This window comes from Sandarakinorhabdus sp., assembly GCF_041689835.1.
In the GTDB taxonomy this organism is placed as follows: Bacteria; Pseudomonadota; Alphaproteobacteria; order Sphingomonadales; family Sphingomonadaceae; genus Sandarakinorhabdus.
The window spans coordinates 1-13,548 of record NZ_JBDNFM010000008.1 but is presented as its reverse complement, the minus strand read 5'-3'; the positions used below and the strand labels follow the sequence as shown (position 1 = coordinate 13,548).

18 protein-coding genes and 1 pseudogene are annotated in these 13,548 nt (G+C 65.2%); 8 read left to right on the top strand and 11 right to left on the bottom strand.

Annotation, left to right across the window (positions count from 1 at the left end):
* A partial coding sequence (locus tag ACESL8_RS00305; protein WP_372914705.1) for a KH domain-containing protein occupies nt 1–374 on the top strand: 374 nt, incomplete at its 5' end.
* Here ACESL8_RS00305 and ACESL8_RS00300 read toward each other — a convergent pair.
* The gene (locus tag ACESL8_RS00300) at nt 371–1,093 is read right to left on the bottom strand and encodes a cistern family PEP-CTERM protein (RefSeq protein WP_372914702.1); all 723 of its coding nucleotides are present in this window, start codon (nt 1,091–1,093) and stop codon (nt 371–373) included. The genes ACESL8_RS00305 and ACESL8_RS00300 overlap by 4 nt on opposite strands.
* A gap of 111 nt (nt 1,094–1,204) precedes the next feature.
* Here ACESL8_RS00300 and recO point away from each other — a divergent pair, with 111 nt between their 5' ends.
* The 7 genes from recO to ACESL8_RS00265 all read left to right on the top strand — a co-directional run bounded on the left by recO (nt 1,205) and on the right by ACESL8_RS00265 (nt 6,191).
* Nucleotides 1,205–1,945, top strand: coding sequence for a DNA repair protein RecO (gene recO / locus ACESL8_RS00295; protein WP_372914700.1), 741 nt, complete (start codon nt 1,205–1,207; stop codon nt 1,943–1,945).
* A 49-nt stretch (nt 1,946–1,994) separates the two neighbouring features.
* Entirely contained in the window at nt 1,995–4,244 is a 2,250-nt protein-coding gene (gene parC / locus ACESL8_RS00290) for a DNA topoisomerase IV subunit A (RefSeq protein WP_372914698.1), read from the top strand.
* 40 nt (nt 4,245–4,284) lie between these two features.
* Nucleotides 4,285–4,464, top strand: coding sequence for a hypothetical protein (locus tag ACESL8_RS00285; RefSeq protein ID WP_372914696.1), 180 nt, complete (start codon nt 4,285–4,287; stop codon nt 4,462–4,464).
* Between the two features lie 6 nt (nt 4,465–4,470).
* Entirely contained in the window at nt 4,471–4,659 is a 189-nt protein-coding gene (locus ACESL8_RS00280) for a hypothetical protein (RefSeq protein ID WP_372914694.1), read from the top strand.
* Between the two features lie 21 nt (nt 4,660–4,680).
* The gene (locus tag ACESL8_RS00275; protein WP_372914692.1) at nt 4,681–5,019 is read left to right on the top strand and encodes a hypothetical protein; all 339 of its coding nucleotides are present in this window, start codon (nt 4,681–4,683) and stop codon (nt 5,017–5,019) included.
* 67 nt (nt 5,020–5,086) lie between these two features.
* Nucleotides 5,087–5,983: an SPFH domain-containing protein gene (locus ACESL8_RS00270; RefSeq protein ID WP_372914690.1), complete on the top strand. Its 897-nt coding sequence runs from the start codon at nt 5,087–5,089 to the stop codon at nt 5,981–5,983.
* Between the two features lie 7 nt (nt 5,984–5,990).
* Nucleotides 5,991–6,191, top strand: a complete 201-nt coding sequence (locus ACESL8_RS00265; RefSeq protein WP_372914688.1) for a toxin-antitoxin system HicB family antitoxin — start codon at nt 5,991–5,993, stop codon at nt 6,189–6,191.
* Here the strand turns inward: ACESL8_RS00265 and ACESL8_RS00260 are convergent.
* From ACESL8_RS00260 to ACESL8_RS00215, 10 genes and pseudogenes are all read right to left on the bottom strand, one after another.
* Nucleotides 6,176–7,375, bottom strand: coding sequence for a CCA tRNA nucleotidyltransferase (locus ACESL8_RS00260; RefSeq protein WP_372914686.1), 1,200 nt, complete (start codon nt 7,373–7,375; stop codon nt 6,176–6,178). The genes ACESL8_RS00265 and ACESL8_RS00260 overlap by 16 nt on opposite strands.
* Nucleotides 7,372–7,968, bottom strand: coding sequence for a CoA pyrophosphatase (locus tag ACESL8_RS00255; RefSeq protein ID WP_372914710.1), 597 nt, complete (start codon nt 7,966–7,968; stop codon nt 7,372–7,374). The genes ACESL8_RS00260 and ACESL8_RS00255 overlap by 4 nt, the downstream gene beginning before the upstream one ends.
* Nucleotides 7,958–8,539: a DUF1285 domain-containing protein gene (locus ACESL8_RS00250; RefSeq protein ID WP_372914684.1), complete on the bottom strand. Its 582-nt coding sequence runs from the start codon at nt 8,537–8,539 to the stop codon at nt 7,958–7,960. Before ACESL8_RS00250 ends, ACESL8_RS00255 begins: the two co-directional genes overlap by 11 nt.
* Before the next feature lie 27 nt (nt 8,540–8,566).
* Nucleotides 8,567–9,094 carry a GNAT family N-acetyltransferase gene (locus ACESL8_RS00245; RefSeq protein WP_372914681.1) on the bottom strand — a complete coding sequence of 176 codons (528 nt, stop codon included), beginning with the start codon at nt 9,092–9,094 and terminating at the stop codon, nt 8,567–8,569.
* Nucleotides 9,095–9,261: 167 nt separating this feature from the next.
* Nucleotides 9,262–9,810, bottom strand: coding sequence for a hypothetical protein (locus tag ACESL8_RS00240; protein ID WP_372914679.1), 549 nt, complete (start codon nt 9,808–9,810; stop codon nt 9,262–9,264).
* Between the two features lie 9 nt (nt 9,811–9,819).
* Nucleotides 9,820–10,296 carry a hypothetical protein gene (locus ACESL8_RS00235; RefSeq protein ID WP_372914677.1) on the bottom strand — a complete coding sequence of 159 codons (477 nt, stop codon included), beginning with the start codon at nt 10,294–10,296 and terminating at the stop codon, nt 9,820–9,822.
* Between the two features lie 66 nt (nt 10,297–10,362).
* Nucleotides 10,363–10,590 (bottom strand): F0F1 ATP synthase subunit C, encoded by a 228-nt coding sequence (locus ACESL8_RS00230; RefSeq protein WP_372914675.1) that lies wholly within the window; start codon nt 10,588–10,590, stop codon nt 10,363–10,365.
* Between the two features lie 35 nt (nt 10,591–10,625).
* The gene (locus ACESL8_RS00225; protein ID WP_372914708.1) at nt 10,626–11,354 is read right to left on the bottom strand and encodes a F0F1 ATP synthase subunit A; all 729 of its coding nucleotides are present in this window, start codon (nt 11,352–11,354) and stop codon (nt 10,626–10,628) included.
* Between the two features lie 18 nt (nt 11,355–11,372).
* Nucleotides 11,373–11,684: an AtpZ/AtpI family protein gene (locus tag ACESL8_RS00220; RefSeq protein ID WP_372914673.1), complete on the bottom strand. Its 312-nt coding sequence runs from the start codon at nt 11,682–11,684 to the stop codon at nt 11,373–11,375.
* A 169-nt stretch (nt 11,685–11,853) separates the two neighbouring features.
* Nucleotides 11,854–13,548: pseudogene (locus ACESL8_RS00215) on the bottom strand (chromosome segregation protein); the annotation flags it as partial.

Genomic DNA, 13,548 nt, shown 5'->3' with positions numbered 1-13,548 from the left:
GGCATTATCCCGAAGACCAGTTGAGCGATGCCACCACGCGCCTGATGGCCGCCGAGCTGACCCGCGAGCAGCTGTATCTGCAGCTTCATGCCGAACTGCCCTATGCCGCCACGGTCGAGACCGAGAAATGGGAAGAACGCCGCGATGGCAGCGTTGTTATCCACCAGCAGATCATCATCGAACGCGACACCCAGAAAGCCATCGTGCTGGGCAAGGGCGGCAGCCGCATCAAGGAAATCGGCGCCGCAGCCCGCGCCGGCATCAGCGACCTGATGGGCCGCAAGGTCCACCTGTTCCTGCACATCAAGGTGCGCGCCGATTGGGGGGACGACCGCAGCCTGTACAGCTCGGTCGGGCTTGATTTCGTCGATTAAGCGGCGACTGCCCGCTGGCGGCGCGCCGCGGCACCAATCAGGCCAAACCCGGCGATCAGCATTGCCCAGCTTGCCGGTTCCGGCACCGGATCGCCGCCCGGATCAAAGCCGCCGTCGTTGGTACCAAGGCCGATGCCGGAATTTCCGAACCTGCTGCCGCTGATCGACTGGTAACGGATGATGAAATTGTTGAAGATCACCGACGTGATGTTGTTGGCGAAGCTGAGCGCAAACTGCTGATTGGCCAAGGCGCCGTTGACCACGCCGCCGCCGCCGCCGCCTTGGCAATTATTGTTGGACGTGAGGCAGAAATCGATCGTGGTCTGGCCGCCGATTTGCGGGAAGCCGGCGTTGATTACGGCGCCAGTGAACGGACCGGAAATCGCTGTCGCGCCCGTGATTTTCGGGTTCCCGTTGAAACCGAAGCTCGAAACCCGCGCGCCCACAGGCGCTGTCGACAGCGTGTTGTCGACGGCAGCCGTGAAATTCCAGATCTTGCCCGACACGCTGTTGAGGGTGAACTTGATCGCAGCGGTCAGACCGCTCTGGTTCTGCTCATTGATGATGCCGTTGTAGGTGTAGGTGAACGACTGCCCGACATTGGCCGCCGTGACCGTTATCGGCGAATTGACCAGCGGCACCACTGCGGCCGCCGGCATCGCCGCCATCAGGGCCGCCATCAGGCCAGGGACGGCCATAACCAAAAGCGCCTTGTTCATATCAATTGCCCACCCATTAACACAATGAGCCTTATGACTCCATAATTCACCTTAATCAAGTGTATCATAATAGTTAACACGTCTTGCCGTGGCTTTTGCCGCGATCTCGCTATGATGCTGGCCATGATCCGCATCGAGCCTGCCTTGGTGGTCGCACTTTCCCCCCACGGCGAACATGCCGTGGTGGGCCGTTTCCTGTCGGCCGATCAAGGCCTTGTCGCCGCCTATGTTCAAGGCGGGCGCGGACGCAAGCTGCGTGCTGTGCTACAACTTGGCAACCGCGTGGCGCTCGATCTGGTGTCCAAATCACCTCAGCAGCTGGCGTTTGCGACCGTGCATCCGTTGGCGGCGAACCTGGCGCTGATGCACGGGCCGGCGGCGCTGGCACTGGTCGATTATCTTGCCAGCCTTGCCGCCGCCACCCTGCCGGAAGGCGAGGCGCAGCCCCACCTGTTCCCGCTGTTCGATGCGCTGCTCGGCGGCGCGGCGGCCGGCGCGGCGGCACTGGACGTCGGCCCGGCGCTGGTGCGGCTGGAACTGGCGGTGCTCGCCGAACTTGGGTTGGGGCTTGATCTGGCCAGTTGCGCCGCCACCGGCACCGTGCACGATCTGGCCTACATTTCGCCCAAATCGCGCCAAGCCGTGTGCCGCGGCGCCGGCCTGCCGTGGGCGGCAAAGTTGCTGCCGCTGCCTGGCTTCCTGCTCGGGACCGGCGAGGCCGATGCAGCAGCGATTACCGACGGCCTCGCGCTCAGCGGGCATTTTCTGGCCCGCGACGTGCTGCGGGACAGCGCGGCGGCAAAGCGCTGCTGGACGGCACGCGAACGGTTGGTCACCCTGCTGGCCCGTTGAAAAATTCTGGGCGCTTGCGGGCACAGCCTGCCGCCGCTAACCCATCGCCATGGCCAGCCTACCCCCAGAAAAAGACATTAATATCATCGAAACACCGTTCGGCGCCGCGCTGGGCGAACGTTATCTGGTCTATGCGCTGTCCACGATCACCGCACGGTCATTGCCCGATCTGCGCGACGGGCTGAAGCCGGTGCACCGGCGGCTGCTGTGGGCGATGCGGCTGCTGAAGCTCAACCCCGATCAGGGTTACAAGAAATGCGCCCGCGTGGTCGGCGATGTGATCGGCAAATATCACCCGCACGGCGACCAATCGGTTTACGACGCGATGGTGCGGATGGCGCAGGATTTTGCGCTGCGAGTGCCGCTGGTGGATGGCCAGGGCAATTTCGGCAACATCGACGGCGATAATGCCGCCGCCATGCGCTACACCGAAGCGCGACTGACCGATGCCGCCACGCGCCTGATGGACGGGCTGGACGAAGAATCCGTTCCGTTTCGCACCACGTACAATGGCGAGGAAGAAGAGCCGGAGGTGTTTCCCGGCCTGTTCCCCAATCTGCTGGTCAACGGCGCCGCCGGCATCGCTGTCGGCATGGCCACAAGCATCCCGCCGCACAATCCAGCCGAAGTGGTGGACGCTGCGCTGCACCTGCTGCGCCAGCCCGATGCAGCTGAAACCGAACTGCTGCAATTCGTCACCGGCCCGGATTTCCCCACCGGCGGCGTGCTGGTGGAGCCGCGCGCCAGCATCGCTGAATCCTATCGCACCGGGCGCGGCAGTTTCCGCCTGCGCGCGCGCTGGAGCGTGGAAGATCAAGGCCGCGGCACCTGGACGATCATCATCAGTGAAATCCCCTATCAGGTGCTCAAGGGCAAATTGATCGAGCAACTGGCCGAACTGATCACCGAGAAAAAGTTGCCGATCCTGGGTGACGTCGCCGATGAAAGCGACGAACAGCTGCGCATCGTCATCACGCCCAAATCACGCAACGTCGATGCCGACGTGCTGATGGAAACGCTGTTCAAGCTCACCGATCTTGAGGTGCGCATCCCGCTCAACATGAACGTGCTCGATGAAGGCCGGCCCGGCGTGCTGGGCTTGAAACCGGTGATTGCCAAGTGGCTGGTGCACCAGCGTGAAGTACTGGTGGCGCGTTCGCGCTATCGCCTGGCACGCATCGATGCGCGGATCGAAGTGCTGGGCGGCTTCCTCAAGGCGTTTCTCAACCTTGATGAAGTGATCCGCATCATCCGCGAAGCCGACGATGCCAAGGCCGATCTGATCGCAGCGTTCGACCTGACGGCGGTGCAGGCCGAAGCCATCCTCAACATGCGGCTGCGCAGCTTGCGCCGGTTGGAAGAGATCGAGATCGCCCGCGAAAACAAGGCGCTGACCGCCGAAGCCGGCGCCTTGCGCGGACTGATCGACAGCGAGGCCGAGCAGACGGAACGGCTGGCCACTGATCTGGCCGCACTACGCGTCGCTTATGGCCATGCTACCGTGCTCGGCCGCCGCCGCACCAGCATTGCCGACGCGCCGCAGGTGAAATTCGTGCCGATCGAAGCGATGATCGAAAAAGAGCCGATCACCATCATCTGTTCGGAAATGGGCTGGATTCGCGCCGTGAAGGGCCACGCCGATCTGGCCAGCACCGAAGCGCTGAAATTCAAGGAAGGCGACGGCCCGGCGTGGGCCTTCCACGCTTCCACCACCGACCGGCTGGTGCTGGCGGCGAGCGACGGACGGTTTTACACGCTGTCGCCCGATCGCCTGCCCGGTGGGCGCGGGCTGGGCGAACCGGTGCGGTTGATGATCGATCTGGCCGAAGGCACCGAAATCGTCAGCCTGTTTACCCACCTGCCCGCTCGCCGCCTGCTGATTGCCGCCAGCGACGGGCGCGGTTTTCAGATCGACAGCGCCGAACTGCTCGCCGAAACCCGCAAGGGCAAGGCGGTGATGAACCCGCGCGAAGGCGTCCGGCTGGCGGTGGTGCGCTGGATCGCGGCGGCCGACGACATGGTGGCGGTGATCGGCGAAAACCGCAAACTGCTGGTGTTCCCGCTGGGCGAGCTGCCGCAGATGCAAAAGGGCCAGGGCGTCGCGCTGCAGAAATACAAGGATGGCGGCATGGCTGATGTGCGCACATTCGTGATGGCCGAAGGATTGAGCTGGCCAATGGGCGGCGGATCGGGCCGCACCCGCACCGAGGCCGATCTGGCGTTCTGGAAGGGCGCACGCGCCACCGGCGGCCGCATGCCGCCCAACGGCTTCCCGCGCGACAACAAGTTCACAGGCTGACGTCTCGCCAGCGCTGGCCTGCCGGAGTATGACTGGCAACATGATTGGTATCATCCTCATCGCCGTGCTCAACGTCGCCATGTTCACATGGTTTTTTTATCTGGCGGCGAAGGACCCTTCGAACGTGTTCCGGCGCCGCCGCCCGGAGGACCGCGCCAATGAACAGGCCAATGATTTTCCCGGTAATCAGGGCGGCGATCAACCGCCGCCGCAGGCCTGATGCGCCATGGCGGTTGTCATCCTCATCATCGCCTCACTTGGCGTCGTCGGCTTCATCATGCTGAGCGACACGCGCAGGAACAACAATTTCAAGAAGCTGGAACAGCGCAGCGATGATCGGATTGCCGTCGATGACAGCAGCGATGCCCGCGAGGCGCGCGATGGCGGCGAAGTTGGCAGCAGCGGCGGCGATTGATCGGCGTTTGGCGCTGAAGCCATGACGGCTCTGCTTATCATCGGCGCGCTGGTGATCGTGCTGCTCCTGATCGGCGCCGCTGGCCGCGCCGCCAGCCCGGCATCTCCGCGCGCCCTGCTGCCGCACCGGCAGCCCCCACCCGATCCAATGATTGATCCCTTCCTCGATCCGATGATCGAACCGTGGGCGGATGAACCGCCCGGCCGCCACCGCCGCGACGAAATCACCCCAACAGACGATGCGCCGTTTGAACCCGGAGGCGGCAGTTTTGGCGGCGGCGGTGCCAGCGGCGGCTGGGACGTTGCCGACGATGGCAGCACCGATGATGCTGCGGACGGCGGCGACGGCGGCGACGACTGATTTCGCTTGCGAGCCCGGCGCAGTGCGATATAATTATGATATCGCTTTTACTGCAAGGAGCCACCCCGTGACCGCGTCAACCGATTTGCTGCGCCAGCCCAGCCGCGAAACTGGCGGCGTTGGTGCCAATGGCATTGCCGTGCTGTTCCTGCTGCTCGTCAACATCCTCGCGCTGGGCATGGCCTTGTTGGCGCTGGTCAAAGGTGCGGGGCCTGCTGCGCTGCTCGGCGTCATCGCGCTGTCGCTCACGCTCACATTTGCGGCGTCCGGTTTCTACAGCCTCCAACCCAACGAAGCCGCAGCGGTGACGCTGTTCGGCGCCTATCGCGGCAGCGACAGGGTCAATGGTCTGCGCTGGACCTTGCCGTGGATGGCCAAGGCGAAAATATCCTTGCGCGCCAACAATCTGATTTCGCAGCAAATTAAGGTCAACGATCTGCGCGGCAACCCGGTGGAGATCGCGGCGCAGCTGGTCTGGCGCGTCACCGATACCGCGCAGGCGTTGTTCGACGTCGATGATTATCGCGGCTTTGTCGCGGCCCAGGTCGAAGTGGCGATGCGCACCATCGGCGCGCGGTACCCCTATGATGATTTCGAGCACAAGGAGGTCACCTTGCGCGGCGATCACGACCGCGTGTCGGGCGAACTGCGCGCCGAATTGATCAATCGGCTGGCAGTGGCTGGCATCACGGTGGATGAATGCGGCTTCACCCACCTCGCCTATGCGCCCGAAATCGCCGGTGCCATGCTGCGCCGCCAGCAGGCCGCCGCCGTGGTCGCCGCACGCGAAACGCTGGTGGCGGGCGCTGTCGGCATGGTCGAAATGGCGCTGGCGCAACTGAGCGAAAAGGGCGTTGTCGAACTGGATGACGAGCGCAAGGCCGCCATGGTTTCGAACTTGATGGTGGTGCTGTGCGGGGAGCGCGAGGCCCAGCCCATCGTCAACGCGGGCAGCCTTTATTGACACGCGAATGGCGGCAAAAAAAGCCTTTCCCCTGCGGCTCGATCCAGCGCTCCACACGGCGCTGGAACGGGCCGCAGCGGGCGATTTCCGCAGTCTGAATGCCCAGATCGAAGTGCTGCTGCGCGAAGCGCTCAGCCGGCGCGGCGTGAAAGTGGCGGTAACGCCGGCACCCAGGCGCGGCCGGCCGCCGGCTCAGGACGGTGACTGAGCCGCCGCATCGAGCAGCGCCGCGACCGTGCCGGCATCTTGCGGAAACCCCGCCGCCACCCACGCCCGTTCAAACACGCCCAGCCGTTTCGCCACCTCTGGCCCCGGCGCCACGCCGCGCGCAATGATATCCTTGCCCGACGCTGGCGGGCGCGGCCTCTGCCAGCCGATCAGCGGCGCAGCCGCCGCCGCATTGCCGGCGATCAGCAGCCGGTCCACCACGGCTTGTGCACCGTCGCGGTAGGCCGCGTCCCACTGCGGATGTGGCCCGGCCGGCTGCACCGCTGCCACCAGCCGAATGCGCTGAACGTTGGACAGTTTCAGCCGCGCCGCGATATCAGCCGCGGTGCGCGTCTCGTCCGCCGGCAGCAGCGCCGCCAGCCGCCGTTCCCACGCCGGCGCAATCCCGGCTTGCACCTCCGCCGCAATCGCCCGCGTCAGCACCGGCAGGCGCGCTGCATCGAGTTCCGGCAGCACCGGGCGGAAGATACCGGCACCGATCATCAGCTCCAGTGTCGCCGCCGGATCGGGCAAGCACAGCAGCAGCCGCAATTCCATGGCGATGCGTTCGCGCGACAACGCCATCAGATCGTTAGCGCGCGCTGTGCAGGCCGCCAGCCCGTCACCATCCACCACTGCCGCAAAACGCGCCGAAAAGCGGAAGAACCGCAGGATGCGCAGATGATCTTCGGCAATGCGCTGCAACGGATCGCCGATAAAGCGCACCTTGCCTGCCGCCAGATCGGCCAACCCGCCCCAATAATCATGCAGGCCGCCGCCGGGCAGATCGGCATAAAGCGCATTCACCGTGAAATCGCGCCGCGCCGCATCCTCGCGCCAATCGTCGGTGAAGGCGACTTGCGCGCGGCGGCCAAAGCTTTGCACATCGCGGCGCAGGGTCGTCACCTCCGCCACAATCCCCTCTCCCACCACCGTCACCGTGCCGTGGGCAATGCCGGTGGGCACGGCCTTCAAGCCGGCAGCCCGCACCCGCTTCATCACCACATCCGGCGCAAAGCGCGTGGCCAGGTCGATATCAGCGCCGTCCAGCCCCAACAACGCATCGCGCACCGCGCCGCCGACCAGCCGGGTTTCGCCAGCCGCAACGTCAAGCGCACCGAGCAACGCCTGCCCCGCCTGAGTATTGGCCCAAGCCTGCGCCGGGAGGAATTCAGGCAGGTTCACGCCAACTTCTCCAGCCGGCGTGACAGGGCAACGATCATGCCGGCAGTGGCGCCCCAGATATACTGGGTATCGTGGCGGATTGCCCAATAATACCGGGTCTGGCCTTGCCACTGGCCAGATTGGCGCAAATGATTGACCGGATCGAGCACGTGAGCCAGCGGCACATGAAACAGCTCGTCAACCTCATCCGGGTGAGCGCGCAGTGTCAGGCCGGGCGCCACCACGCCCACAACCGGCGTCACCAGATAACCGGTGCCGGTGCGATACGGATCAAGCGTGCCCAGCACCTCCACGGCATGGCGCGGCAGGGCAACCTCCTCCTCCGCCTCGCGCAGGGCGGCGGCAATGGCATCAAGGTCTTCGGCATCCTGGCGTCCACCGGGAAAGGCGACCTGCCCGGGGTGGCGCTTGAGGTGGGCGGTGCGGCGGGTGAACAGCAGTTGCGGTGAGGCCTCATCGGAAATTGCCAGCAGCACAGATGCCGGCATCAGCCCGTCAGCCGGCGGCGGGCCAGCACGGTCCAGATCCCAGTCGCCGTGCGGTTGCGGCGTAAATGGCCCGCTGAGCAAGCTGCGCACCCGGTCAAGCGGCATCGTCACTGCCCTGCATGAACGGGAAAAACGCGCCGCCGCTCCACAGGCCGGGCGGCTGCGCGCCTTCGGCCAGCGCCAGATCGGCCAGCGCATAAAAACTCGGCCGGTTGACCAGCGCCATCAAGCCGCCGCGCACGTGCAGATAGGGGCGCGGCGTGCCATCGGCTGCCACCCGCACATCCAGCCGATGATCCGGGCCGCAGGCGATCACATCATCGGTATTGAGGCGGAACAGGATGCGGCGCGCCTGGCCCTCGCCTTCACAATCGGCTTCGACCGCAACGAACGGCGCATCTTCCACATCGATGTCGAGCTTTTCCGCCGGCGTTACCAGCACATGGCTGCCATCGGGCTCGCGGCGCAGGATGGACGAAAACAGCTTCACCAGTTCGCGCCGGCCGATAGGGCTGCCGGCATGGAACCAGGTGCCATCGGCAGCGATGCGCATGTCGCTGTGGCCGCAATGGCCGGGGTGCCATTGCTCCACAGGCAAACGCTTGCCGGCCCGCGACAGGGCAAGCAATTCGGCAAAACGATCGGCCGGCGATTCGCTGGAAGGTTCAGGGCTCACATTCGCCTTATTGGGCGAACCGGGGCTTCAAGCAACCTTGGCAGCACGCGGCGTGTTGATGCTGCCGGGTTCCACCCAGGCAATGCGCGGCAGGCCGGTGGTAGGCCCACGCAGCAGCAGCCGATCATGGTTGATCGGGCCGGGCAACTCCCAATGCCGGGTCGCAGCCGCTGAAAAGCCGAAGCGGCCATAATACGGCGCGTCGCCGATCAGCAGCACGGGCGGGCTTTCGGCGGCGTCGATCACCGCGAGGCTGGCGCGCATCAGCGCCGAACCAATGGCCTGGCCTTCACGCTCGGCGGCCACCGCCACCGGCCCCAGCAGGATTAGCGGCAGCCTCGCACCGCCCACGCTCTTCAGACGGATCGGCCAGCATTGCAGGCTGCCCACCAGCGCATCACCATCCATGGCAACGAAGCTGCAATCGGGCAGCAGCACGGCGCGTTCACGCAGACGATAAGCCGTGCGGTTTCGGCGTGCCGGGCCGAAACGATCATCAAGCAGGGTTTCAACGGCAAGCTGGTGCTGAGAACTCAGCGGAACGATGGTGATCACGGGCAAAACGACTTTCGACTGACAAACGGGACGACAACGCAAATGGGCACCGCACCCCAGCGGGCGCAGTGTCACATTCGTCGATCAAGTCTCGATTTCAGCCTCATATTCAGTTGCATATCAGCCAGCCGATGAACCTGCAATGGATGCCGGGCGGGCGGCCCTGCTCAGTGCAGGCGGCGATCAAGGCCGGCAATGGCTTCGTCGGTCATCCGGGATTTCAGGTCGTGGTCGGCGCGGGCGGCGATGATCGCAGCGGCGGCCTTTGTAACCTGAGCTGCAACTTCGGCTTTCAATTCGGCAGTGGCGGTGCGCTCGGCGGCAGCGATGCGGCTGGTTGCAGCGGCGGTGCGGCGGGCGATGGCTTCGCTGGCGGCAACTTCGCTCGCCTTAACCAGATCGGCGGCTTCGATTTGCGCCCGGGCGCGGATGGCGGCGGCGTCCGCAACGGCGGCGGCCTTGGTCGCCTGGGCATCGCTCAACAACACTTCGGCTTCAGCGCGCAGCGAGGCAGCTTCGTCAAGTTGCTTCTTCACGCCGGCGATACGATCGTCCAGCGCCTTGGCGATCAGGGCCGGCACCTTGCCGACCACAATGGCCAACACGATGAAAATGGCGACGCCGGTATAAACCCAGCCCTCGGCATCAAGGCCAAGCAGTGTGGGCTCGATGTGAGCGGCGCCATTGGCGGCGGTGTGGGCCTGTTCTTCAGCCATGGTCGTTCCTCAGCGCAGCGTCAGCGCCGCCGACACGTCGGCAGGGGTGATTTCGATGCCGGTCAGCTTGGCGATTGCTTCGCTGGTCAATTCGGCAACGGTGGATTGCAGGCCGGCACGGGCACTGCCCAGCGCCAGGTCCAGCGAGGCGGCGGCGGCGTCGGCATCAGCGTCAAGCCGGACGCCCAGCGCCTTCAATTGCACATCGGCGGTCTTGGCCGCGGCCTCGCGGGCCTGGGCAACCGACGTCTGGGCAGCGTCACGTGCGGTCTTCATGGCGGTTTCATGATCGCCGCGCAGGGTATTGGCTGCGCCCGTGGCCGCTTCGGCCCGGTCCAGATCACCGGCGACCTGCGCTTCACGCGCGTCGATCACCTTGCCCACCTTGGGCAAAGTCGGCCGCACCACAAAGAAATAGAGCAGCATGAAGATCACGCCGAACCAGAACAATTGCGATACGAAATTGGCAGGATCAAACTGCGGCACGGATCATTCCCGCCAAGCTGGAGTTGATGCGGTGCCCGGCAGGGTTGCCGGGCACCGACAAAGGCATCAGCCGAAGGCGAGCGCGAGCGCGACGACGGCGGCGATCAGGCCCAGAGCTTCGGTCACGGCGAATCCGAAAATCAGGCGGGCGCCAAGCTTGTCGGCAGCGGCCGGATTGCGCAGCGCGCCCTGCAGGAACATCCCGAAGATGAGGCCGACGCCGATGGCTGCGAAGCCGGCACCCATGGCGGCCAGGCCAGCACCGATAAACTTGTAAGCTGCGACTGTTTCCATTGTTCGTCCTTTACGTTTTCAAGCAGTTAAGTGGATTAGTGAAGATTGACGGCGTCGTTGAGATAGATGCTGGCTAGCAGCGCAAATACATAGGCCTGCACAACGGCGATCAGCAGTTCAAGCGCGGTGAGCGCGACGTTGACACCCAGCGGGATGATGCCAAGCCCGATGTTGACCGCGCCCAGCGACACGACGAAACCGCCAAACACCTTCATCAGCACGTGGCCGGCGGTCATGTTGGCGAACAACCGGATGGCAAGCGTGAAGGGGCGCGACAGGAACGACAGAAACTCGATCAGCGCGACCAGCGGCGCTACGAACAGCGGCGTGCCTTCGGGGAGGAACAACGAGAAGAAATGCAGGCCGTGGCGGGCAAAGCCGACAATCACCACCAGAATGAAGACGATCATCGCAAGCCCGAAGGTGACGGCGATGTGGCTCGTTGGCGTGAAGCTGTGCACAAACGGCACCATGCCGATCAGGTTGCACGACAACACGAAGATGAACAGCGCAAAGATCAGCGGCGCATAACGCAGGCCATCCTTGCCAACGTTCTCGCGCATCATGTCGCGAATGAAATCATAGAGAAGTTCAACCGAGGCCTGCATGCGGCCAGGTATCAGCTGCGGACGCGCGGTGCCGATGAACAGGAAAGCCGCAATGGTGATCAGCGAAATCAGCATCCACAGCGAGCTGTTGGTGAACGACAGATCAAAGCCCCCCACGCTCAGCGGAGCGATGGTTTCGATCTTGAATTGCTCCATCGGGTTGGCCACGGCCGCTCAATCCTCGTCTGGTTCACGCTGGTCCAGCCCTTGCTGGTCCAACTTCTTTTGCCGGCGCAGCGACTGGGTGAGACCAGTCGCAAACCCCAGCAACAACATCACGATCAGACCCCAGGGCCCGGTTGCAAACTGCTGGTCGATAAACCAGCCGATGAACCCGCCGGCGAGCATGGCGCCGATGAATTCGGATGCCGCCTGCCAACCGGCGTTCTCGCCTTGCTTTGCGCCATCCTTCCGGCTCGGTTCGGCGGCCCGGGCCGCAGCGATGCGGCGCGCGAGGCTATCCTCGTCGGCGGGATGTTCGGCCAAAGCGTGAACCCCTGTAGTCGTCCGCCCGCCGGATATGGCAGACGGCCTCACCAGCAAAGGCTGGCAAGGCATGGCGCGCGTCCTAAAGGCGGGCGCTGCAGGTGTCAACCATTGTGCAGTGCAACCTTGGCGCAACTGCCAGCGCGGCGGCGGGCTCGCGCCCCAACCCTCATGTCATCGCAACCAGCCGCTCGGCGGTCTGCAAGTCGACGCTCACCAGCTGGCTCACGCCCGGCTCGGCCATCGTCACGCCAAACAGACGGTGCATGCGGCTCATCGAAACGGCATTGTGGGTGACGATCAGGAAACGCGTGGCTGTTTGCGCGGCCATGCGGTCGAGCAGGTCGCAGAAACGCTCCACGTTGGCATCGTCCAGCGGCGCATCAACTTCGTCCAGCACACAGATCGGAGCCGGATTGGCCAAAAACAGCGCAAAAATCAGCGCGGTGGCCGTGAGCGCCTGTTCGCCGCCCGACAGCAGCGTGAGCGATTGCAATTTCTTGCCCGGCGGCTGCGCCATGATTTCCAACCCGGCCTCAAGTGGATCATCGGATTCGGTCAGCGCCAACTGCGCCTCCCCGCCGCCAAACAAATCGCTGAACAGCGTGCGGAAATGCGCATCCACCGCCTTGAACGCCGCCTGCAGGCGCTGGCGGCCTTCGCGATTGAGGCTGCCGATGGAGCCGCGCAGGCGAGCAATGGCAGTATCAAGCTCGGCCTTTTCCGCTGCGGTGAGCGCGGCCTGTTCCTCCAATTCCTTCAATTCAATATCGGCGCGCAGATTGACCGGGCCAAGCCGGTCACGCTCGGCGGTGAGCGTGTCCAGCAATGCAGCAAGGCTGCCCGGATCACCCTGTTCGACGCCAAACCCGAAACGGCCGGGCAGCAGCGGCGGCGGGCACTGGAACCGTTCACCGCACAGGCGTTCCAGCTCAAGCCGCGCCGCATCCTGATGCTCGGCCTCGGCGCGGGCGGTGGCGCGCAGTTCGCGCGCCTCGCTCACATCGGCGTCGGCCGCGCGGGCGCTGGCGGAAACGGCGTTCAACCCGGATTCGGCCTGCGCCAACCGATCGGCAGCGGCAGCGCGGGCGGTATCGGCAGCTTGTGTGGTCGAAGCCAGGCCAGCCAGATCACCGGTGATCGCGCGGGCACGAGCCGCAAGGCCGCCACGATCATCCTCAGCGGTTTTGCGGCGACGGGCGAGTTCGTCGCGCTGGCCGGCGCTGGCATCGGTGCGGCGTTGCCAATCAGACTGCTCCTGCGCGATGGCAGCGCGGCGGCGCTTTCCGGCCTCGACATCGCGCGTGGCGGCTTCATCGGCAGCCTGTGCGGTCGCCAACGCGGCGCGCGCGGTTTCATTGCCGGTGCGGGCAGCCGCCAGCGCGGCGGAGAGTGCAGACAGCGCATCCGGAGCGGGAACGGCGGCGCGGGCGGTTTCGGCTTCGGCGGCCAGGCGCGCGCGGTCGGCTTCGGCCTGTGCCGCCGCCGTTTGCAGGCTGGATTCCTCGCCAGCGGCACGGGCGGCAGCAGTTTCGGCTTGCGCCAGCCGTCCGCGCGCGTCCGTGAGCAGGCGGGCAGCGGCATCGCGGGCCAAGCGGGCGGTGCGTTCGGCGGAAGCGGCAGCGGCGGCCGCAACCTCGGCTTCGCGCAACTGAGTGGTCGCGGCCTGCGCGGCGGCAGCAGCAGCGCCGCGCTCGGCCTCCAGTTCGGCGGCGCGGCGGCGGGCACGCAGGCGGGCGGCGGCGGCATCGGTGCGGCCACCTGAATCGATCAGCCCGTCCCACCGCCAATGTTTGCCATCGCGGCTGACCAGACTTTGCCCGGTTTTCAGCGCAGCGAGCAGCGACGTATCAGGCGCGCCGTC